Origin of the sequence: Flavitalea plasmicola, from assembly GCF_030546645.1 — a bacterium.
Classification (GTDB): domain Bacteria; phylum Bacteroidota; class Bacteroidia; order Chitinophagales; family Chitinophagaceae; genus Puia.
Genome location: NZ_JAUOTO010000001.1, coordinates 707,063 through 728,605, shown reverse-complemented (window position 1 = coordinate 728,605; position 21,543 = coordinate 707,063). Strand labels below are relative to the sequence as shown.

At 53.4% G+C, this 21,543-nt stretch carries 19 protein-coding genes; 5 read left to right on the top strand and 14 right to left on the bottom strand.

Annotated features, from left to right (window positions below):
* Positions 1-2 precede the first annotated feature (2 nt).
* A complete protein-coding gene (locus tag Q4E93_RS02800) occupies positions 3-773 on the bottom strand; it encodes an MlaE family ABC transporter permease (RefSeq protein WP_303582567.1) in 771 nt (256 codons plus the stop codon).
* A gap of 172 nt (positions 774-945) precedes the next feature.
* Between Q4E93_RS02800 and Q4E93_RS02795 the strand changes: the two genes are divergently transcribed.
* Positions 946-1,782, top strand: coding sequence for a universal stress protein (locus Q4E93_RS02795; RefSeq protein ID WP_303582566.1), 837 nt, complete (start codon positions 946-948; stop codon positions 1,780-1,782).
* A 60-nt stretch (positions 1,783-1,842) separates the two neighbouring features.
* On the opposite strand, the gene Q4E93_RS02790 is transcribed toward Q4E93_RS02795, so the two are convergent.
* From Q4E93_RS02790 to Q4E93_RS02780, 3 genes are read right to left on the bottom strand one after another with little or no spacing between them, the layout of a single operon-like run.
* Entirely contained in the window at positions 1,843-2,619 is a 777-nt protein-coding gene (locus Q4E93_RS02790) for a hypothetical protein (RefSeq protein ID WP_303582565.1), read from the bottom strand.
* 25 nt (positions 2,620-2,644) lie between these two features.
* The gene (locus Q4E93_RS02785) at positions 2,645-3,658 is read right to left on the bottom strand and encodes a hypothetical protein (RefSeq protein ID WP_303582564.1); all 1,014 of its coding nucleotides are present in this window, start codon (positions 3,656-3,658) and stop codon (positions 2,645-2,647) included.
* Positions 3,636-4,151, bottom strand: a complete 516-nt coding sequence (locus Q4E93_RS02780) for a P-loop nucleotide/nucleoside kinase family protein (protein ID WP_303582563.1) — start codon at positions 4,149-4,151, stop codon at positions 3,636-3,638. The genes Q4E93_RS02785 and Q4E93_RS02780 overlap by 23 nt, the downstream gene beginning before the upstream one ends.
* Before the next feature lie 126 nt (positions 4,152-4,277).
* Here Q4E93_RS02780 and Q4E93_RS02775 point away from each other — a divergent pair, with 126 nt between their 5' ends.
* Positions 4,278-5,402, top strand: a complete 1,125-nt coding sequence (locus Q4E93_RS02775; protein WP_303582562.1) for a site-2 protease family protein — start codon at positions 4,278-4,280, stop codon at positions 5,400-5,402.
* A 35-nt stretch (positions 5,403-5,437) separates the two neighbouring features.
* A complete protein-coding gene (locus Q4E93_RS02770) occupies positions 5,438-6,298 on the top strand; it encodes a universal stress protein (protein ID WP_303582561.1) in 861 nt (286 codons plus the stop codon).
* A 4-nt stretch (positions 6,299-6,302) separates the two neighbouring features.
* Here Q4E93_RS02770 and Q4E93_RS02765 read toward each other — a convergent pair whose 3' ends face one another.
* Both Q4E93_RS02765 and Q4E93_RS02760 read right to left on the bottom strand, forming a co-directional pair.
* The gene (locus Q4E93_RS02765; protein ID WP_303582560.1) at positions 6,303-8,879 is read right to left on the bottom strand and encodes a cation-translocating P-type ATPase; all 2,577 of its coding nucleotides are present in this window, start codon (positions 8,877-8,879) and stop codon (positions 6,303-6,305) included.
* Positions 8,880-8,884: 5 nt separating this feature from the next.
* On the bottom strand, positions 8,885-11,410 hold the full coding sequence (locus Q4E93_RS02760; RefSeq protein ID WP_303582559.1) for a cation-translocating P-type ATPase: 2,526 nt from the start codon (positions 11,408-11,410) through the stop codon (positions 8,885-8,887).
* Positions 11,411-11,541: 131 nt separating this feature from the next.
* On the opposite strand from Q4E93_RS02760, the gene Q4E93_RS02755 reads away from it, so the two are divergent.
* Positions 11,542-12,387: a universal stress protein gene (locus Q4E93_RS02755; protein WP_303582558.1), complete on the top strand. Its 846-nt coding sequence runs from the start codon at positions 11,542-11,544 to the stop codon at positions 12,385-12,387.
* 106 nt (positions 12,388-12,493) lie between these two features.
* Here the strand turns inward: Q4E93_RS02755 and Q4E93_RS02750 are convergent, their stop codons facing one another.
* Positions 12,494-13,546 (bottom strand): baeRF3 domain-containing protein, encoded by a 1,053-nt coding sequence (locus Q4E93_RS02750; protein ID WP_303582557.1) that lies wholly within the window; start codon positions 13,544-13,546, stop codon positions 12,494-12,496.
* 185 nt (positions 13,547-13,731) lie between these two features.
* On the opposite strand from Q4E93_RS02750, the gene Q4E93_RS02745 reads away from it, so the two are divergent.
* Positions 13,732-14,190, top strand: a complete 459-nt coding sequence (locus Q4E93_RS02745; protein WP_303582556.1) for an Hsp20/alpha crystallin family protein — start codon at positions 13,732-13,734, stop codon at positions 14,188-14,190.
* A 120-nt stretch (positions 14,191-14,310) separates the two neighbouring features.
* Here the strand turns inward: Q4E93_RS02745 and Q4E93_RS02740 are convergent, their stop codons facing one another.
* The 7 genes from Q4E93_RS02740 to ppsA all read right to left on the bottom strand — a co-directional run bounded on the left by Q4E93_RS02740 (position 14,311) and on the right by ppsA (position 21,542).
* Positions 14,311-15,369 carry a response regulator gene (locus Q4E93_RS02740; protein WP_303582555.1) on the bottom strand — a complete coding sequence of 353 codons (1,059 nt, stop codon included), beginning with the start codon at positions 15,367-15,369 and terminating at the stop codon, positions 14,311-14,313.
* Between the two features lie 79 nt (positions 15,370-15,448).
* Positions 15,449-16,417 (bottom strand): 1-phosphofructokinase family hexose kinase, encoded by a 969-nt coding sequence (locus tag Q4E93_RS02735; protein ID WP_303582554.1) that lies wholly within the window; start codon positions 16,415-16,417, stop codon positions 15,449-15,451.
* A gap of 10 nt (positions 16,418-16,427) precedes the next feature.
* Positions 16,428-17,246, bottom strand: coding sequence for a hypothetical protein (locus Q4E93_RS02730; protein WP_303582553.1), 819 nt, complete (start codon positions 17,244-17,246; stop codon positions 16,428-16,430).
* A gap of 15 nt (positions 17,247-17,261) precedes the next feature.
* Positions 17,262-17,453: a hypothetical protein gene (locus Q4E93_RS02725; protein ID WP_303582552.1), complete on the bottom strand. Its 192-nt coding sequence runs from the start codon at positions 17,451-17,453 to the stop codon at positions 17,262-17,264.
* Positions 17,440-17,799, bottom strand: coding sequence for a phage holin family protein (locus Q4E93_RS02720; RefSeq protein WP_303582551.1), 360 nt, complete (start codon positions 17,797-17,799; stop codon positions 17,440-17,442). The genes Q4E93_RS02725 and Q4E93_RS02720 overlap by 14 nt, the downstream gene beginning before the upstream one ends.
* 57 nt (positions 17,800-17,856) lie before the next feature.
* Positions 17,857-19,113, bottom strand: a complete 1,257-nt coding sequence (locus Q4E93_RS02715) for a L,D-transpeptidase family protein (RefSeq protein WP_303582550.1) — start codon at positions 19,111-19,113, stop codon at positions 17,857-17,859.
* A 17-nt stretch (positions 19,114-19,130) separates the two neighbouring features.
* The gene (gene ppsA / locus Q4E93_RS02710) at positions 19,131-21,542 is read right to left on the bottom strand and encodes a phosphoenolpyruvate synthase (RefSeq protein WP_303582549.1); all 2,412 of its coding nucleotides are present in this window, start codon (positions 21,540-21,542) and stop codon (positions 19,131-19,133) included.
* Position 21,543: the final 1 nt, after the last annotated feature.

The window sequence follows — 21,543 nt, the reverse complement described above, 5'->3', positions numbered from 1 at the left end:
TGTCAGTTTATCCCGATGAGGTCCGTTACCTGGACGACGATGAGGTCTATGATAAAGATCACGATCGAGGAAAGGACGACAGCCGAATTAGCCGCCCTGCCCACCCCTTCCGTGCCCTTGCTGGAATAATAGCCTTTATGGCACCCGATGATCCCCACGGCAAAGCCGAACAGAAAGGTTTTGATAAAAGCGGGGAACACGTCTCCGAAAGCCAGGTTATCGATGACCTGCCTGAAAAAGAGCGTGAAGCTGGTGACGCTGCGGATATTGACACCCAAAAAGGCCCCCAGCAATGAAATGCCGTCGCTGAGCACCACCAGTACGGGCAGCATGAGGGTGGCGGCCATTACCCGGGTAACGACCAGGTATTTGAATGGATTCGTGCCACTTACCTCCATTGCGTCAATCTGCTCCGTGACCTTCATAGACCCCAGCTCAGCGCCGATGCTGCTGCCAATCTTTCCTGCAAAGATCAGGGCGGTGATCACCGGGCCTATCTCCCGTACAATGGCAATGCCCACCATGGCCGGCAATTGCGATTCCACCCCATAATCCACGAGGGAAGGACGCAGCTGCATGGTCAGCACCAGTCCCATGATAAAACCGGTAAGGCCTACCAGCGGGAGGCTGCGGTTGCCGATCATATAACATTGACGCAGGAACTCGGCCAGCTCGTATCTTGGCTTGATGCCGTAAGCAAAAAAACGCCCCGTAAACCGGGACAGATCGCCTGTCATACCCAGGAATTGACGGAATTTTGCAGGAAGGGCCATAAGCGTGGTATATAGGGCAATACTACCTCAAAACATATGGCTTCTGCCTGAGCGCTGTCAATCCCTTCCCTGACAATCGTCAGGTTGACTTTCTTCATGGACTGCTTTGACCAGGATCATTGTATTTCATCCGGGAATGCCGTTGATTTGGGTAAAATCAATACTTATACATATGAAGAAAATAATAGCCGCTTTCGACGGGCTCAGGTTCTCCGAAAGCACCCTGGAAGAGGCCATCAGGCTGGCCAAACAGCACCAGGCGCACCTGGTAGGGGTATTCCTCCCGGAATTCACCGCGCGGGGATTTGTTGTCTACGAAGCGCTGGTGGGACAATCCGGCAGTGGCAAAGAGATGTTCGAAGAGCTGGCAAAGGACGACCAGGCAACTTATCATGCATCCGTCGACACTTTCGAGTCGGCATGCCAGGAAAATGGTCTTAATTACAGTATCCACCGCGACAAAAGGTCCGCCCTGAAAGAGCTGCTGCACGAAAGCGTTTTTGCCGACCTGCTGGTCATCGACCCTGGCGAGACATTTTCCTACCTGGAAGAGAGCATGCCGGGATGGTTTGTAAAGAGCCTGCTGCATGAGGCGCATTGTCCCGTCTGGCTGGCGCCCGTCAAAAGGGGAATGATCCGCAAACTCCTCTTTTTGTATGACGGGTCCCCTTCGTCCATGCAAGCTATCAAAATGTTCACCTATCTTTTCCCGGAAATGTCCGGAAAGGAAGTGCTGGTGCTGTCCGTAAAATCCGCTACGCTCAACCTCCATCTGCCGGATAACAAGCTGATACAGGAATGGATGAAAAGGCATTATAAGAACGTCGACTACAAGGTGGTGCAAGGAGACGAATCCCAACTGGTTGCCTTGTGCAAGGAAGAGGGACAGGACATATTGCTCGTCGCGGGGGCTTATGAAAGGAGCAAGCTCTCCACCTGGCTGCATCCCAGCCTGGCCGATGAGCTGATGCGGCAGTTAAAGGCGCCTTTGTTCATCACGCATATGTGAGAAGGATAAGTGTGGGAAGGATAAGGCTAAAGCAAGGCAGGCGAAGCGCCTGCCTTGCTTTTATCTGCAATCATAGTCAATCGTGACCACATCCCCGCTGACGCCCCAGATATCATAATACCAGCTGTCCAGCGCATTACCTTCCAGGCGCAGCGGCAAGCCATGATCGTTGTAAGCTGTGGGAGATCCTGTATTGTTGACACTGTAGTTCCTGGCCAGGAACCGCCAGATCTTATTGGACAATAAAGGGTTAATTTTATCATCGTAAGGTTTGACATTACCGAAGAGATTGCCACGGGCGTCATAGCTGTAGCGGGTGGTGTCCTGGTAAGGATATGCCTCGTGCTGGTCCCTGACCTCCATGATCACGCGGTTCAGGTCATCATAGAACAGCCTGGAATAACGTTTGAGATAGGCTGATCCCGGGTCGCCCACCGTCCCGAATATATAGACGGAATCACCCGTGATCCTGCCCGCCTTGTCATACTTATAGTTATGCCAGGTTTCGAAGCCACCATTGAGGTATTCGCCTCCCAGGGAGATCAGCCTTCCATTGTTGTCATAATAGAATTTCAGTCTGGGCGATCCCGTTCCTACAAAGTCGGGTTCCACCGCAATGGGGTCCCTCCTGTTATTGTACGTTATTGTCCGGTGGACATCGAACGAAAATTCGCCGATCTGACCGATACCTTCCAGCTTCGTGATCACGCATTGTTTGAAATCCAACTTCCCATTTCTGGGGTCGAATGCCGGCAGGTCTGTTTTATGGCAGGAGCTCAGCAGCAGGGCTGTGGCCACACCGGCAACAGCGGCAGAGAGAATAAGGGTCTTGTTCATATGTTAAGTGTTTAGTTGACGTCGATCATTCCGACAATTGATTGAGGTAGGCGTCCATCAATCCCAGGTATTTATCAGATGCAGCCAGGGCGGCGGTCTTTTCATCCTCGTTGACTGCGCTGCCCGCCCTGAGACTGTTGATCTTGGCGCGAACATTGGCCCGGTAGCTTTTAAAATAAATGAAGAGCTGGTAGTCCTCGTCCGTAGTTATCGCAGGGAACAGCGCATTGTAACCCTTGAGAAATGACGCAGACAGATCCTCTCTGCCCAGCGCATCCAGGTCCATGCAGAGGAAAGCCACCTCGTTCAAAACGTCTATCTGCCGGAGATCGTCGTTGAATTCGATACAATCAAAAGGTTGCGGGGCCGGGAGCATGAAGATGTTCCTTGTATGGAGATCGCCATGACAGTCCCTGACCAATCCCGCCCTGAACCTGGCTGCCACCCTGTCCCGGTGCCTGTTCATAAAATCATTCGAAATAGCGATGGCGCGGCCGATGATCCCTGCATTAGAGCAGCCGGGGTGTTCCCGCAGCTGTTTCTCTTCGGAAGCCAGGTCTGCAAATTTTCCAGGAATATCCAGCAGGTCCTTCTCAAAGATCCTGTCAGTCCTGTTATGAAATCCGGCTATCTTTTCAGCGAGCCGATGTATGTCCGCCTCGGTGACACCACCGGATCTTACCAGCAGGTCCATCCGACGGCCGTCCTCCATCCGCCGCATACATACTGCATGATCCACCGTCTCTCCGGATTGATGTCCGATGAGCAGGCGGCCTGCCTTCTCTATTACAGGCAAAACGTCCAGATACATGTCCTCCGTGAGCCTCCTGTTCAGCACCAGTTCCCTTTCACAGTAGAACCGGCGCTTGTCCCGGGTGGAAAAGTCCAGGAAATGCAGTGTCAGCGGCTTCTTGATCTTGTATACGTATTTATCGGATAATATCACCCATGAGATGTGCGTCTCGATGAGCTCCGGGCGGCGGCCATCGCTTTCTGCGCCCATGCAGCACAGCAGCTTATCGATCTGTTGTTGTGTCATTGATACCCTCCTGTAGATACTTCACCGCCTCATCCAGCATGTTATCGATGTTGTCGTCGGTGGACCTTAACACCAGGTGATCACCGGTGAAGGGGTCCCACTCCTCCTTTATTTCCATGTATACCGCATAGTTCGCATCACTGTCCTCCCTTTGCGTTCTTAGCCTTTCCCTTATCAGCCCTTCGTCCGCCACGACCTCGATGAATGACAGTTCGTCCAGGTCCTGTAATGCTGTGGAAAACATCGTTCTTATCTCGTTGGTATAAAATGTCGCATCCAATACCACATGCTTATCCTCATGGGCGGCTCTGACTGCCCGGGTCAGCATCTCCTCATAGACCATTAGTTTTTCCCTTTGGGAATAAGTGGTTCCGGAGAATAGCCCTGTCCTCACCCGGTCGCTGTTGATATAATCCGCGCCGATGAGCGTTGCAAGCCGGGATGCGAAGTAGCTCTTGCCGCTGCCCGGAAGGCCCATTACTACGATGATCATAATATGATAGTTTGGCTAAATGAAAGGTATGTCAATATCGTGCCTGGACATATGAGCATAGTCAAAATAAGGTATGAGAGCCGTCATGGGATCAGCGGCTGAAACTTGGTACCTTAATAAAAAAACATGAAAGGGTCTATTAAAATCATCGATATCCGGGGGATCCATATTTTTATCCACTGGACTTTCCTGTTCCTGATGGGATGGTTGATCATTGCGGGCTTTCGCTATGGCAATGACATCAGGCAGCTGGCATGGTCGATCCTGTTCATACTGGCGGCCATTGCCTCGGTCACCGTGCATGAGGCGGCACATGCGATCGTGGCCCGTTTGTTTGGGATAAAGGCGAAGAACATCGTGCTGCTGCCCATCGGAGGTACTGCCGACATTGAAAAATTTCCGGACAACCCCGCACAGGAGCTGGCTATCAGTATTGCGGGCCCGGTGGTGAATGTGGTCGTTGCCTTACTCCTCTGGTGGGGTACGGCGCCCCACCAATCCTTCTGGACTATGCCGCAGGAGATGGGCGATGTTCCCGGCAAAGGGTTCTTATATATCCTCAGGATCGGCAACATCGGGCTGGCCGGATTCAACCTGATCCCGGCATTTCCCATGGATGGAGGCAGGATCCTTCGCGCGTTGCTGGGTTTCAGATACAACTATGTCAGGGCCACTTACATTGCGACTATTGTCGGAAAGATCATAGCGGTGGCCTTTATCGGACTTGGCGTCATATCATTCAGCGCTCCGCTGGCCATCATCGGACTCTTCATTTTGTCTTCGGCCAGCACGGAAGAATATTATTTGCGGCTGCGTTCCCTGGCAAAGGGCGTAACGTTGAGCGAAGCGGTGATGTATGATTTCACCAGCCTGCAGGCGGACATGTCCATACATGAGGCGGCAGCCATATTGTCCACCAACCACAGCAAATATTTTATACTGATGGATAAAGACCTTCCGGCCGGCGCCGTCAACAGACTGGAGATCGTAAAAGCCATTGCGGAGATGAAATACAATAATACGATGAGGACCCTCGTCAGAGAAGAGCTGGAGTGCCTGGACGGCGAGCTGCAGGTCGATGCGGTGCTGGAGAAGTTGGCAAGGGACGACGAGCGGGTATTCCCGGTGATGAACGAGGGAAAATTCGCCGGCATTGTGACCTTTACCCATATTATTGAATACCTGCTGTTGCACAAAGCCGGCAGCCAGGAGTTCGGCAGGCTCAGATCGCTGGTGGGCCTGATGCGATAAGCTTAAGAAAAAGATCGACATAAAAACTCATTAAAATGAAACAGATATTGGTACCTACTGATTTTTCCTCCTGCGCCGGCAATGCGATCAATTTTGCGGTGCAATCGGCCAAGCTGCTGCCGGCGGAGATCACCTTGTTGCACACCACGGGGCTGCCAGGCACGCTGCATACGGATTATGCGGGCGTCGACAAGGCTTTCAGGGACCAGCAGCTGAAGGACAATGCGAGTCAGCTCACGGCCCTCAAGCAAAGTATTGAGCAGCGGCATAACGTCCGTGTCAGGACCTTGATCACGGCCGTTCCATTGAAGGAGGCGATCGAAGAAGCGACAGCCAGCGGAAATTTCGACATGGTCATCATGGGGACGCTGGGCGCCAGTGGGCTGAAAGAAAAATTATGGGGAAGCAATACTGCCGCCGTCATAGAAAGGTCTAACGTTCCTGTGCTTGCCATACCCCATGAATATACCTGGAAGAAGCCGGAAAAATTCCTGCTGGCAACCGGCAATTTTGAAAAGGCGCCGGCCTTGCTCAACAAGGTATTCGAATTGGCAGGGCTTTATATGGCTCATGTGGACGTAGCCGTTTTTACGGACGAGGACGATGAAGCCGTCTCTTTCCTGGAACATGCCCGCAATGCTCCGTGGTACCAGCAGTTGTTGGGCCAGCGATATGGTGAGGAGGCGTTGAGCACGGCGCAGCTGTCCGGAAAGAATCTCGAAAAAACCTTGCAGGATCATATCCGGGATAACGGGATCGATGTGCTTGTCATGATCACCTACAAACGGGGATGCTGGGAAAGGTTCTTCCACCCCAGTCATACAAAAAAAATGAGCTATCATACAAAAGTGCCCTTGCTGGCCATACCGGCCGACAAGGAAAGAAAGGATGCCTAACCCTTTACAGGACCTTACGCCGCCTCGTTCTCGAGGCGGCTTTTTCCAATTCCACCGCGATGAACACCAGCGATGAGGCGACACCCACCAGGATGAATTCGCCGAAGCTCAATGCCTGTGTCCTGAAGACAGGTTGCAGGAAAGGCACGTAAGTGATGGCAAATTGCAGCAGGAAAGCGATGATCACGGACGCGATCAGCGGTCTGTTGGAGAAGATGCCGATGGCGAACAGGCTCCGTTTTTCGCTTCGGATAGCCAGGACATGCCCCATCTGGCAGAGACAGACGACATTGAATACGATGGTCTGCCAGTGCAGGCCGTTTGCGATGGCCCAATGCTGGAGGGTTAGCGCCACGGCGGCCATGAACAGGCCGACCCAGATCATATATACGCCTTTCCCCCCGGCAAAAACACTTTCCTGCGGAGGTCTGGGCGGCCGGCGCATGATCTCTCCTTCCGCCTTTTCAAACGACAATGACACGGCCGGCAAGCCGTCGGTGACGAGGTTGATCCATAGGATATGGATGGGCAGCAGCGCCACGGGCAGGCCGAAGATGGGACCCAGCAGCAGGGTAGCCAGCTCTCCCGTGTTGGAAGTCATCAGGTACTTGATAAATTTCAGGATGTTGTCATAGATCCTTCTACCCTCCCGGATCGCTGTCACGATAGTGGAGAAATTATCATCCAGCAGGATCATGTCCGCCGCTTCTTTGGCGACATCGGTTCCCGTGATCCCCATGGCAATGCCGATATCGGCCCGCTTCAGGGAGGGTGCATCGTTTACGCCGTCCCCGGTCATCGCGACGAAATGACCTTTTTGCTGCAACATTTTTACGATCTGCAGCTTTTGATCCGGCGACACCCGCGCGTATACGCGGATCGACTCTACTTGCGCAGCAAACGCTTCGGGCGACATGGCTGCGAGCGCTTCACCCGTCACGACCCTTTCCTGCTCATTACTTATAATGCCAGTCCTTACAGCAATGGACTTAGCCGTCAGCGGATGGTCTCCGGTGATGATCACGGGAACGATGCCCGCGCTGCGGCATTGCGCCACTGCATCCAGAATTTCTTCCCGCGGCGGATCGGTGATGCCGGCCAATCCCAGAAAATGCAGGCCCGATTCATATTTGTCACTATCCGGGTCCACGGGCAGCATCTCCCAGTAGCGGTAAGCAAAGCCCAGTACCCGCCGGCCCCGCGCCGCCATATCATCCACCTGCTGACGGAGCATCTCCTTGTCCTGGTCCACGATCCTTTCCAGCAATATGTCCGGCGCACCTTTTGTAATGGCCAGGACTTTCCCATCCTGCCTGTGGAAGGTGGTCATCAGCTTACGGTCCGCATCAAAAACGATCTCGGCTTTCCGTGGCCAGTCGGGCTTCTGTATGCCCAGCTCCCTGGCCATCTCCATCAGGGCCACTTCGGTGCTGTCACCCGTAAAATTGTTCCCGCCGTCCGACACGGCATCGTTGTTGAGCATGAAGGCCTTTAGTAAAAGTCCGCCTCCAATATTTCTCAAAGGAAGCAAGGCATCCTGTTCATACAGATGTCCTTCCGCGAATATTTCCTCCACCTGCATCCTGTTCCGCGTAAGCGTTCCTGTCTTATCCGTACAGATATAGGTGACGGATCCTAATGTCTCCACCGCGGGCAGCTTCCGGATGAGGGAATGGAAACGCACCATCTTCTTTGCCGCCATCGCCAGAGAAATAGTGATGACGGCGGGAAGCGCTTCGGGAATGGCAGCCACGGCTAACGAAATGCTGGTGAGCAGCATTTTCACCGTATCCTCCCCTCTCAGCCACCCGGAGACAAAGAACAGAGCGCATAGGAACAAAATAATGACGGAAAGTTTTTTTCCGAAGGCGGTCATGCGTTGCTGCAGAGGCGTCAACGTTTCTTTTTCCTGCAACATCCTGGCGATCCTGCCCAGTTCCGTCTGCATGCCTGTGGCGACGACGACGCCTGCGCCGCGGCCGGACGTGACAAATGTACCCTTGAACGCCATATTTCGTCTGTCCGAGATCGGTATATTATCGACCGGCATAGGCTGGGAGAGCTTATCCACCGCAAACGACTCCCCGGTCAGCGCCGCCTCCTCCACCTTCAGATGAAAGGATTCCACTATGCGAAGATCAGCCGGCACGGCATCTCCCGCCTCCAGCTGCACCATATCACCTGGCACCAGGAAGGTAGCGGGCAGCTCCAACACTATTCCATCGCGGAGCACGCTGGCCTGCACGACACTCATTTTCTTCAGCGCCTGCATCGCTTTATCCGCCCGGTATTCCTGCAGGAAGCCGATCAACGCATTCAATATGACGATGACGAGGATGACGATGGTATCCGTAAGATCGCCGATGATCCGCGAGATGACGGCTGCTGCCAGGAGTATAATGATCATCAGGTCGCTGAACTGCGACAGCAGCATGCCGGGAATGCTTTTCCGCCGGCCTTCCTGCAATTCGTTGGGTCCGCATTTCTGCAGCTCGTTGGCAGCCGTCGTTGCGCCTAATCCCCCGGGGCCTGTTCCCAGCAATTGGAAAACTTCTTCTATCGTCAGTCTATGCCAGTTCATTTTTATTAAGGTAATTGATGGAGGCGTGCCCTTAGAAATTTATAAAGCCCGAACCAGCCGGCGCTGATCAGGCTGACCCCGGCCATGGCAAGGGCATGCACCGGACGAATATCAGACAAACCAAACAAATGGCGGGCAAAGGGAATAAAATAGATAATACAGATGAATGCAGCGGAAGAGAGGAGGATGAAGGGCGTCAGTGCATTGGACCGACGGATCGTCAAAGCTGCCGTATTATAGGATGACCTTCCGGCAAATGTCAGCAGGACGTTGTCGATGAGGAGGGCAATGAATACGATGGTCCTGGTATATTCCAGGGAATATCCCCGGTGCATGAAAAAATAATATAAGGCCAGCAGGCCACAGGCGCCAACAATGCCTTGCGCCAGGGTCAGGGGAAGCGCACGGCCCTGCAGGAGGCTTTTCCCGGCGGGTTTTCCCGATAGCTGCATGATGTCCTTGTCCATGGGCTCGCGTTCATAAAAGATGGAGCAGGTGGGTCCCATGATAAGCTCTATAAAAATGATATGGATGGGGGAAAAGAGAATGGGATATGGCCAGCCCAGCAGCAAGGGCAGCGAGGCTGTTAGAATGATGGGAATATGAATAGAGACCAGGTAGCGGACCGCCTTCCCCAGGTTGTTGCGGATGGACCGGCCATGCCGGATGGATTCAGAGATCATTTCCAGGTTGTCGTCGGAGATAATGAGATCGGCAGCTTCCCGGGCTATCTCCGTGCCTTTTTTCCCCATGGCTATGCCGACATGGGCAGAACGCAGGGCTGGTCCATCGTTGACCCCATCACCACTCATCGCTACGATCTCTCCGTTGGCTTTCAGGGCATCCACCACCTTCTTCTTGGCGTCCGGGAACATGCGCGCAAAGAGATGTGTTTCACGCACCCGGTCCTGCAATTCCTGTGCGGACAACCCCATCACCTCATCGCCTGTAATTAGCAGCGTGCCGCCAGTCATTCCCGCCTGGCGGGCAATATTCATCACAGTGCCGGGATAATCTCCGGAGAGGATCTTCACGGTGATGCCTGCGGTCTGCCACTCGCCGAATACTTTTTCCAGGTTGCTTTTCGGGGGATCGTACAGCGCCAGCAGGCCTTCCAACCGCCATTGAAATCCGTCCTGTTCCGAAGGATAGTCACCCGTGATATTTTCAGCCGAACAAACGGCGAGCACCCTGTACCCGGATGCGGCCAGTGAACCTACCGTGTCCTGCCATTGGACGCGAAGCGCTGCCGGCATCCTGCATACGCGCAGGATTCTCTCCGGCGCCCCTTTGGCTGCTGCAACTTTGCCTGCCGGGCTTTCATATACGTGCGTCATCATGGGAGGGCGCCCGCCGAGCGGGTATTCGTGCACCATGCGCAGCGAATGGTAGTCGGGGCCCTCTTTCACGGTGGACAGGGCTTCAACGATGGCCTTCTCCATGGCGTCGAAAGGCTCCGCTTCGCAGGCGAGGCGGGCGAACCAAAGGACGCGGGAGCCGGACCAGGGTGTTCCCTCCTTCCAATCCTCTCTCCTGCCGGTGGTGGCGTCATCCAGGCTTCTCACCTGCATCCTGTTCTCCGTCAGCGTGCCAGTCTTATCCAGGCAGATGACGCTGAGCGCGCCCAGGTTCTCGATGATGCGGGGATGGCGGACGACAATGCCAAGCGCCGCCATCCGGTAAGCGCCCAGGGCCATGAAGGACGAGAATGCAACGGGTATCTCTTCAGGTATGGCCGACATGGCGAGGGTAAGGCCCGTCAGGAGACTGAGGGTCATATTGCCCGTGTGCGAATAGCTGATCAGCCAGACAAGTATAAAAGCCGACAGGCCAAAAATAGCCATGGCCCGCACAAAACGGACGATCCATGCCTGCAGCTGTGTAGGAGGCACGGGGATGTCTTCTATGCTCCGTCCCAGGCGCCCCAGGACAGTATCCATGCCGGTGGCCGTCACTTTTGCATAGCCTTTGCCGGTGTTGACGGTGGTGCCCTGATACAACGCGTTATTACCCTCCGAGCCATCTTTATCGACGGGCATCGATTCTCCGGTCACCAGGGATTCATTCATGCTCAGGTCATTGGCGCGAATGATACGGGCGTCGGCGGGCAACCGTTCGCCTTCTTCGACGATGATGACATCGCCAGGCACCAGGTCTTCCGCCGGGATCGACCGGACCTGGCCATCCCGGACCACCGTGGCCAGGGGCGCGGTGTATTTGCGCAACGCAGCCAGGGCGCGGGATGATCGCAATTCCTGGTAAACGGAAATCGCGGCCACCAGTGCCAGTGCTACCAGCATCAACAGCCCCTGCCCTATTTCCCCCAGGATAAAATACAGGAGGCATGCCCCAGACAGCAGTATGAACATAGGCTCTTTGAAAGTTCCAAGTAAAATGGATATCAATCCATAGCGGGACTTCAACTGCAAAATATTCTTCCCATACAGTGCCTGCAGCCTTGCCGCATCTGCCGCGCTGAGGCCGGACAGTTCCGGCGCAGGTGGTGATGGTGTCAGGATCTGCTTTTCCATGATCTTCGGATGAAGTTTAAAATTATTCCATCGGATGTCCGGCGGAGCTGAGGGCTGTCATGACTTTCGATGATCCCTGTCATACAATGCCATCGGAACCATGAATACTTTTAGGGTAAACTCACGCCTTTATGATACAAATATTAGTTCCTGTCGATCTGGGACGCTTTTCCAGGGCAGGTATACGATTTGCCATCCAATGGTCTAAACAGCAGGACGCCAAGCTGCTGTTCGTCCATGTGCTGTACGCCGCCCGTCTTACCCGGTGGAGCGACGAGCAATACAAGACATTTGCAACATCCTTAAAAGAGGATCGGAGCCGCCAGCTGAGAGAACTGGTGGAGGAGGTTTTCACCTCCATGCGTGTCAGCCACCGCGCCTATGAATGCCGCGTCATCGAAGGCCTCAGCCCGGAACCCACGCTGCTGGATTATTGCCGGCAGCACAAGGACATCGATTATGTCTGCATGGGAACGCACGGCGCCGGCGGATTACAAAAGCTCCTGGGCACGCATGCGGGCAACATGCTGACGAATTCGTCCATTCCTGTGGTGGTGGTGCCGAAAGGCTACCGGGCGCGACCGATCACCCGGATACTATATGCCAGTGATCTTTGCGATCATGAGGCAGAGCTGAAGAAGGTGGCGGCGCTCGCAAAAGACCTCAAGGCAGGGCTTCATATTTTGCACCTGGTCGGACCGGATGAGCTGGAGCCTAATAAAAAGATATTTGAAAAGGTGCTTAAACAGGAATTCAGCTATCCAGTGCAGCTGGATCTCCCCATCATGGACGAGACAAAGTCGACGGTGACGAACCTGCAACAGCAGATCCGTGGGCTTAAACCATCCCTGGTCGTGCTGTTCACTCACCAGGACCGGACCCTCTTTCAAAAAATATTCTTCCCCAGCAAGGCGGAAAATCTCGCTTTCCGGACGCAGGTGCCCTTGCTGGTGATCAAAAAAAGAAACCGGATCTGATCATCCGGTGCCGGATCGACTTCGTCGATCCGGCATCAATGAGAAAGGGTGTCCCGATCTTCACTCCGGACACCCTTTTTCTTTTGCAGTCATCTGACCCTGCTGCTCAGTAGTACCTGATCAGGGCTATGTGGTCGTACGCATTCAATGCACCGTCTTCCACAAATTCCACATCGCCTCCGCCAGCTAACACCTTTTCCATAACACCATCCACTGCATCCTTTATATAGAAGGGGTTATTCCCATGTGCCATTTCAGTATATCCTTTTTCTACCAGCAGCAACCGGCTGTTCCTGCAGGCAGACGCTTTCGAAACCTCCCTTATACCCGCGCTCAGCTTCTTTTCATCGGCGGCGGCCCTGATCTTGTTCAGCAGGTGTGTTTGCCTGACCTTCTGCCAATCGGCCAGGTAGGGCTCCATGGCGGCGCGGATCTCGCTTTCCGTTGCATCCAGGAAATTACCACGAACAAATCCGACAATATTTTTTTCGTGACGGGTGATCTGCCTGAAATGACCCAGTACTTTTTCGGCACCCATTACAAATATGGGTAATGGATACGCTTTCAGGATCCATGACAACCCCTGGTCCATGTGAAACAGGAACTTGTCCAGCAGCAATTCCCTGTAAGCCACCGGGTCTGAAAAATTACCCACTTTTTCCGGGGCGTCATTCTCAAACGCATGCACATTCGCCGGCACGTTGCTTTTGATCAAAAGAAATGAGGAGCAATTGCCCAGGTACATTCTTGATTCATTGGCGCTGAGCAGCAGGATGAGGTACCGGATCTCCTGCTTCTTTGAATAGATCAGGTCCCTGATCTCGAAGGAATCGTCCACGACTATCTTCTCCTCTACTGCAATATCCAGGTAATATACTTTCTCCACCAGCGGACTGACGAAGATGGCCACGCTTTTTTTATGGGTGTAGTAATTCAATGTGCGGATCACCTCGCGTAATTTCTCCAGCACCAGGAACGCCTGGTCCACGGGATACCGCTGCATCAGGCTGGACTCAATCTTTTCCACCCCTCTTTTCAGCTGATATTCCAGGTCTTTTTTGGAAGACATGACGGGATGAAAAGGCATGATCAGCGAAACAGCGGGGAGATGGGCAGCGGTGTCGATCAGCTGTTGCTGGTCTTGTAATAGTAGGTTCATAGTTCCTGTTTTCAAGCAAGATAGGGCCGGCGGAATGCCGGGCCAATGATCAACATCATCTGCAAGGAGAACTTTTATCAGTGACCAGCTTCATGGAAGCCGCTGACAAGGGTCGTAGGTCCGGGTCCTGTGCCGGAATAACTTTGTCTGGAAATTATTTCATTAACCAAAAAAAAGGAGGATATATGTCGCTCAGAACATTAGCCAAAAGAAGTGAATCGCTCCCTTCTGTCTTCAATGACATTTTCAGGCCCTGGGAATCCCTGTTCGACGTCAGCGGGGGATCATCTTTGCTGGGAAAACTCGCCACAGTGAATATTCCCGCGGCCAATATCGTGGAGAACAAGGATCATTATGAGGTGAGCCTTGCCGCTCCCGGCATGAAGAAGGATGACTTCAACATTGATGTGGAAGGCAATATGCTTACCATCAGTGCCGAAAAGGAAGAAAAGAAAGAAGAAAAGGACGAGCGTTACAGCCGCCAGGAATTCAACTATACTTCTTTTTCGCGGAGCTTTACCCTACCTGACTGGGTAAATAAGGAAAAGATCGACGCCTCCTATGAAAATGGATTGCTGAAGGTTTACCTGCCAAAGACCGAAGAAGCTAAAAAGCAGTCTTCCAAACATATTACGGTGAAATGAGGCAGGACAACGGGTCGCTACCCCGTCGTACATACGGCGGGGTTTTTTTTTGTGCCTGCATGGTGTTTTTTATGTCTGCCTGGTGTTTTATCCATTGGCTGGGAATATCAAAGGGGGATATCAATTTGCAAGATTGCTCAGTTTTTCCTTGTTCAGCAGGTAGATCTTCCCATCCCGGATATCGATGAGCTTTTCATTGCGGAAGTCACTGAGCGTCCGGGTCAGCGACTCGGTGGCCGAGCCGATGAAATGGGAAAGGTTGTCCCGCGAGATACCGATGGACGTGTCCTTTCCTTCTTTTTCCGGGAACCTGTCTGTCAGCTGCAGGAGTCCATTGGCGACTCTTTTTCTCAGGGAGTTGTAGGCCAGGCTCATCAGGTTCTGTTCCTGTGCTTTTACATCCCTGGCCAGCAGCTCGATGAAGTGCTGGGCAATGCTCCTGTCATGGGCCATCGACTCAAGGAATTCCTGTCTTGAGATCAGCAGCATGCCTGCGTCTTCCAGCACCTGGGCATTATCCTGGTAATTGCAGTCCTGTAAGAGGGCCGCATATCCAAGGAAATCTCCGGGACCTGCAATGGTAGTAATGAATTCTTTCCCGTCCGAATGGGTTCGGTAGACCTTTATCTTTCCGGAGAGGAGGTAGTAGATAAAACCGGGCCGCTGCCCTTCCTGGTAGACCATCTGTCTTTTTCGAAAAGCCTGGACGTCCCGTTGCTCGGGATCCAGTCGCAGCAGCTGAAGGATCGTGCCTGCTCCCGGCGAAGGAGCGGCGGAAGTTATGCGGGCGGCGTTGGCGGCCAGCCTGAGCTGACGTTTCCTCAGACAGGTCTCCACGGCTCTCAGCAATTCGATGCCTTCAAAAGGTTTTGTGAGGTAATCGTCGGCTCCCGCCGTCATTGCCTTTCTTATTTGTGCTTTTTCCGTCGACGCAGTGAGAAAAACAAAAGGGATATTCGCCGTTGGCGTATGCCGGTGCAATGCGTGCAGGACTTCGTAGCCGTCCAACCCGGGCATGGTGATATCGCAGATAATGAGATCGGGGGCATCCTTCATCGCCATGTCGATACCTGACATGCCATCAGGGGCTTTCAGCACCTCATAATCGGACAATTGCAGGATCTCGGCTATATTGTCCCTCACATCATTTTCGTCTTCTATAACCAATATCTTTTTCATCCGTACAAAATGTCTTTTAATGGTCGGATGGAACCTCGCAGTTCATCCTCCCGTGTGTTATAAAATATAATGCTCGGTTTCATAATTCAGCATAACTTTTCTGGTGAATATGGCCCGACGATATATTCTTCATTTTTGCCAACAGCTCTTCCACGTCTTCCTTTTTGCAAAGGGAGGTGCCCGGATGCATCGTAGCGGCCGTGCCGCAGGCAACTCCATATTCCAGGGCCTGGGAAAGGGGCCTGCCTTGCGCCAGCTGCCATACTATACCGGCAACCATGCTGTCGCCAGCACCCACGGTACTCACAGGTTGGGTGGGCGGCGCATCGATCCGGACGCTATACCCGTCCGAAACGCACACCGCTCCGGAAGCGCCCATTGACACGATCACGGCCCGCGACCCATGCGCCAGCAGCCTGTTTGCCGCAGTCTCGATCTCCTCCATAGAGGGGAGTTCCTTTACTCCGGCGAAGGATGCCAGCTCATGACGGCTTACTTTGATAAGATGCGCCCCGCATTCGACAGCCTTTTTCAATGCCTCGCCGGCGATGTCCACTACCAGCATGGCTTTTTTGCGATAGGCTATTGCCGTCAGCTGCCCGAATATATCCAGCGGCACCCCCTTTGACAGGCTGCCGCTGATGACGAGGTAATCCAACTGCGGCTGATGATCCAGGACAGACAATAATCCTTTGCATGCAGCCTCGTTCAGCACTGGTCCCGGCATGGTAAAACGGTATTGCAGGCCCGTGGATGTATCCGTAACGATGAGATTCTCGCGCGTACTGCCGGAGATCTCTTCGGAGATGAAGGATACACGCTCCCCGGTGAGCAGATCTTTCAACTGACTACCTGTTTCCCCGCCACAGGGGAACAAAGCCACGGCATGGCCTCCCAGCATGGTGATGGCCCTTGCCACATTGATGCCGCCTCCACCCGGCTGAATAAGCGGTTCCGTACAGCGGAGCTTTATTTCGGGCGCCATTGCATCGACTTTCGTGTTCACGTCGATGCACGGATTGAAAGTAAGAGTGAATATTACAGGCATAATGGCATTTTTAATGGGCGACGAATACGGGCACCCGATGATCTCTGATCAGTCCGGATATGAAGCTTTTACCAAACAGCTGGGATATTTCGGACCGTCCATAAGCGCCGGCGACCAGCCAGGCCTTACCGTATCGGGAGATCCAGTCGGAAAAGAATTCCCGGGCATCTATCTCCAGCTTAGTCATATGGAGATTGGTGAAATGGCTGGATGCCAGCTCTTGTATCTCATGCTGATCAGGCAACTGTGTCTCCTGCGCTCCACAGAGATAAACAAGTGTGGTCGGTCTGCCGGAAAATTCGGGGAACAGATAGGCAAACTGCTTGATCGCGTACACTGAGCTGGGAGTGCCGTCATAGGCAAGGATGATATTTTCAGGCAGGTAAAAAGTCTCCGGCAGCAGGAGGACGGGGCATTCGGCCTTATGAAGGACCTCCTTCATATAAGTATTGGGCTGACGGTTGTCGATGTTGTCAAAAAAATGCTGGCTGCTGAGCACCATCAGGTCGGAGAAGCGGGCTTCTTTTTGGATGAGCGGTATAGCAAAATCCAGTCTTTCCTTATGAATGGAAACCTTGATAGCATGCCGCCGGCAAAACTCCTCCAGCTTTGCGCCATTGGTCGCAATGATCTCATCCTCGTCCTGCACTTCAGGAACAAAGACAGCGCCTGCCAATCCTCCGTCCATGGACCATAGCGCCGAATAATCCACTTCGGGAACAAAAACTGCCGTGAGCCACACCGGTGAAATGTCATTCAGTTTCCTTACCAGCTGAAGTGTCTCTTCCGGAAAATGATTACCCTCGAAGGTTAATGCGATCTTTTTCATAAAGAAGTATTTTTTTTACCTGGATAATATTTTTTTCCCGATCCATGTCGTGCAGGAGGACAGGGCCTCTTTGGCGAGCGTAGCCGGCTGCAGGTCCTTGTAAAGGGTTTGCCAGTCCCGGCGGATCGTGCGCTCCATGTCCCGGCCTTCCCGGCGAAGCCGTTGCTTCTCCTTTTGCAAATGGGAGATATGTTTAATCTTTCTCATCGTTGTCGTTTTTAAAAAGTTGACGAATGATGGCGTTCATCACGGGGATCCGGATCAGCCGCTCTTTAGCCGCCCAAACGATGAGCCCGGCCAGTAAATACAGCCCGGCTACCATCAGCAAGCCCAGCCAATAGTTGTTCAGCCATTGGCCGATGGCCACCGCGCCGGCTGCGCCTGCAAAGATCAGGGCCAGCAAAAAGATAATATTGACCACCGTGGTGGCTATCACCATGGCAATGACGCCAGAGGTCTTTTCAGCTACGGATAGCTTTGCTTCGTCCACCCTGATATTGATATAATCACGGGCATGATCGAGCAGGTTCTCTATTTTTTTCAGATCTTCCATGACTGTTTATTTTTAGATAAAGCTAGTATGTGGCACGGGCGGACGAGATGACTTACATCATTTCAGTAAATGATATATATCTCTATAGGATCTCAGCTTGCCGTCCGCATCGATGTCGGCGTTGAGGTATACCACGAATACGGGAACGGGGTTTTCCAGCCGTAGCGGGCGAGGCTGCTGGTCTTTCAGGCCTGCGGCAAGGAACGTCGTGTCGAGCTTCTCTCCCATTATTGCGTTTGCCAGCTCGAAGGGCTTTTCCACGCGTATGCAACCGTGGCTGTAATACCTGTAGGCTGACTGGAAAGCATTCTTGAAATTGGTGTCATGCATATACACATCATAAGGGCTGGTGAGATTGAACTTCAATACGCCCAGGGCATTGTCGCATCCCGTGGATTGGCGCAGCGCGTAGGGGAAATTATCTTTATTGAGCCGGGACCAGTCGATCTTCAGCGGGTCGACGATCTTTCCCTTGCCATCCAGGAGCTGCATGTTCATCACATCCACCAGGGAGGGCGACTTCCTGAACACGGGTAAGAATTCATTTACGGCGATTTTATGGGGTACATTCCAATAGGGATACAATATGAGCTGATCGCACCAGGCAGCAAACCGGGGCGTGCGGGTGGAAGGTTTCCCTACCACTACTTTCATCCGCAACCTGACGGTGTCCTGTTCGTAATAGGAGAGAGAGGCGGAAGCGATATTCACGACGATACACCGGGGGAAAGGATGGTGATGGATCCAGCGGTAGAGATTGAGCGCCGGTGACAGCTGCCTGATCTTTTGGCGGTCGCCCGCGGTCAAAGCCTGGAGCAGCCCTGCCCGCAACGTATCATAGGCCGCTGAAGCGGGAATCAATGTCGCTGCCAGCGCTCTCAGCTGGTCTGCCGTGCGCACCCGGGACAACCCTTCCAGCAGCAGATTGTCCTCCTCCACATTGTAAGACGAGGATACCCCATCGTAGCTCACCTGTTCATAGATGCCCGTACCTTCCCGCAGGGACTTGAGATAAGCGATGGCGGCATCGGTCAGCCATTCGTCCTTTTGCCGCTGCCAGGAGACATTACTCCCACCCGGTGAGGCAGGCCAGGTCCTCATCTCTTTGAGGTGATAACGGTCGCTGTCCAATCCATGAAAAGCTGCGCTATCCAACAGCGACAATAGTTCCTGCCTCAATGGCGCGGCGTCTGTATCCAATGCAAACCAGAAAAGCGCCTGCTGCCTGGACTTATAAAACTGGTTCACCAGCCCGGCCTGAAGATACGATTGCCCCATGGCATTCCATCCAAAAAGGAACAACGGGATCATCATATAAAGCCGCCATCGCCTCATAGGATATAGATCCCTGATCTTTTTTCGGCCCGGTTGATGTTGGCAATTCCCTTTAATAGTGCGTCCTCGTTGAAGGAGATGCTGTCGATGCCAAGGTTTACCAGGAATTCCGTGAACTCGGGGTAGTCGCTGGGCGCCTGGCCGCAGAGCCCGATCTTTGCTCCGGCAGCCTGGGCTGCCTTAATCATATTGCCTATCATTTTGCGCGCCGCCTCATCCCGCTCGTCAAACAATCCTGCAACCAGGGTCGAATCCCTGTCAATGCCCAGCGTCAGCTGGGTCAGGTCGTTGGAGCCAATGGAGAAGCCGTCGAAGATGGCTGCAAATTCCTCCGCCATCAGGACATTGCTGGGGATCTCCGCCATTACGTATATCTGGAGGCCATCGCTATGTCTCCTGAGCCCATATTGTTCCATGAGGTTAATGACCTTTTTGCCCTCTCCTACCGTACGGCAGAAGGGTATCATAACCTTTACATTCGTCAATCCCATTGCTTCCCTCACTTTCCGGATCGCCGCACATTCCAGGCTGAAGCCCTCCTTATAGAGGTCGCTGTAATACCGGGAGGCGCCCCGGAAACCCAGCATTGGATTTTCCTCCACGGGCTCGAATTCACTTCCCCCCAGCAGGTGGGCATATTCATTCGTCTTGAAATCGCTGGTCCTTACGATGACCTCCCTGGGATAGAATGCGGCTGCGACAATGGCTATTCCTGCCGCCAGCTCATCGATGAAAAATTTTGTCTTGTCGGCATAGCGTCTTGTCAGGTCGGAGATACGTTGTTTAACGTTGCTATCCTTCAGCTCGTTGAATTTAACAAGCGCCATTGGATGGACCTTTATGAAGCTGGAGATGATGAACTCCATCCGCATGAGCCCCACGCCTGCGCTGGGATAATAAGAAAGATCGAAAGCCTTTTCAGGGTCGCCCAAGATAAGCATCGGCCGGGTGGTGAAAGGGAGCTTTATCTTGCTAAGGTCGATGGCATCTTCTGTCCATGTAGCTTTCCCTTCATATACGAACCCGGTCCTACCCTCGCAACAGGAGACGGTGATGGTATCCCCGTTCCTGATCTTGTCAGTGGCGCCCGCAGCACCGACGATCGCCGGCACTCCCAGCTCACGGGCGACGATGGAAGCATGGCTTGTCCTGCCTCCTTTATTGGTTACGATGGCGCCGGCTCTTTTCAGCACGGGATCCCAATCGGGGCTGGTAACGTCCGTGACGATGATCTCCCCGTCACCCAGCTGGGAGCTATCCTCAGGGGAAGCAAGCAACCGGGCTGTCCCGGTGACAATGCGCTCGCCTACTGCCTGCCCTTTGACCAGGCATGCGCCCTTTGCTGTCAGGGTATATTGCCGGATCTTTGTAAGGTCCTTATGCGCCTGTACTGTCTCGGGCCGGGCCTGCACGATAAAAAGCTCATCGGTCAGTCCATCCTTCGCCCATTCGATGTCCATCGGCCGGCCATAGTGTTTTTCGATCTCCACCGCCCAGCGGGCAAGCTTACATACCTCCAGCTCCGAAAGTACATACTCATCCTGAAGCAGGATGGGCGTATCCACATTGACGGCACCCCCGGCGTTGGCGGGCCCGGAGCCCGCGTTTGCTCCATCCCTGTATACGAGCATCTTTTCCTTTTTGCCCAGCTTCCTGCGGATGACCGCTTTTTTCCCCTGGCTGAGGGTAGGCTTGAAGACGAAGAATTCATCCGGCGTCACCGCACCCTGCACGATATTCTCTCCCATTCCCCATACGCCGGAAAGATGAACGATATCCCTGAACCCGGATTCGGGCTCCAGGGTAAAGCCAATGCCTGAACAGGCTTTGTCGGAGCGTACCATTTTCTGAACGCCTACGGATAGCGCCACTTTACGTTGTCCGAAACCATTGTCCTCCCTGTATTTGATGGCACGGTCGGTGAACAGGGAGGCAAAGCACTTATGTACCGCCTGCACCAGCGCAGCTTCGCCTATGACATTAAGATAGGATTCATGCTGACCGGCAAAGCTGGCTTCCGGCAGGTCTTCTGCCGTGGCGCTGCTGCGAACGGCAACGGCGCAATCTGCCGGACCGGAAAGGCGCGCATATGCCTGTTTAACCGCTTCACAAAGATCAGCCGGCATTTCGGCTGCCAGCATCAGCTGCCGGATCCGGCTTCCGACAGACGGCAGGTTGGTCCACCTGTCTTTGTCCAGCTCCTTCAGCAGTTGATCTATGGCGCCACCCAGCTTGTTGTCCTCTACAAAATGCCAGAATGCCGACGCAGTGACGGCAAATCCATCCGGGACCCGGATACCATGGCTGGAAAGGCGACAATACATTTCTCCCAGGGAAGCATTCTTTCCCCCTACTTCGGGAACATCGCTGATCCCGATCTCGCTGAATGTTTTGATATACGGTTGCATA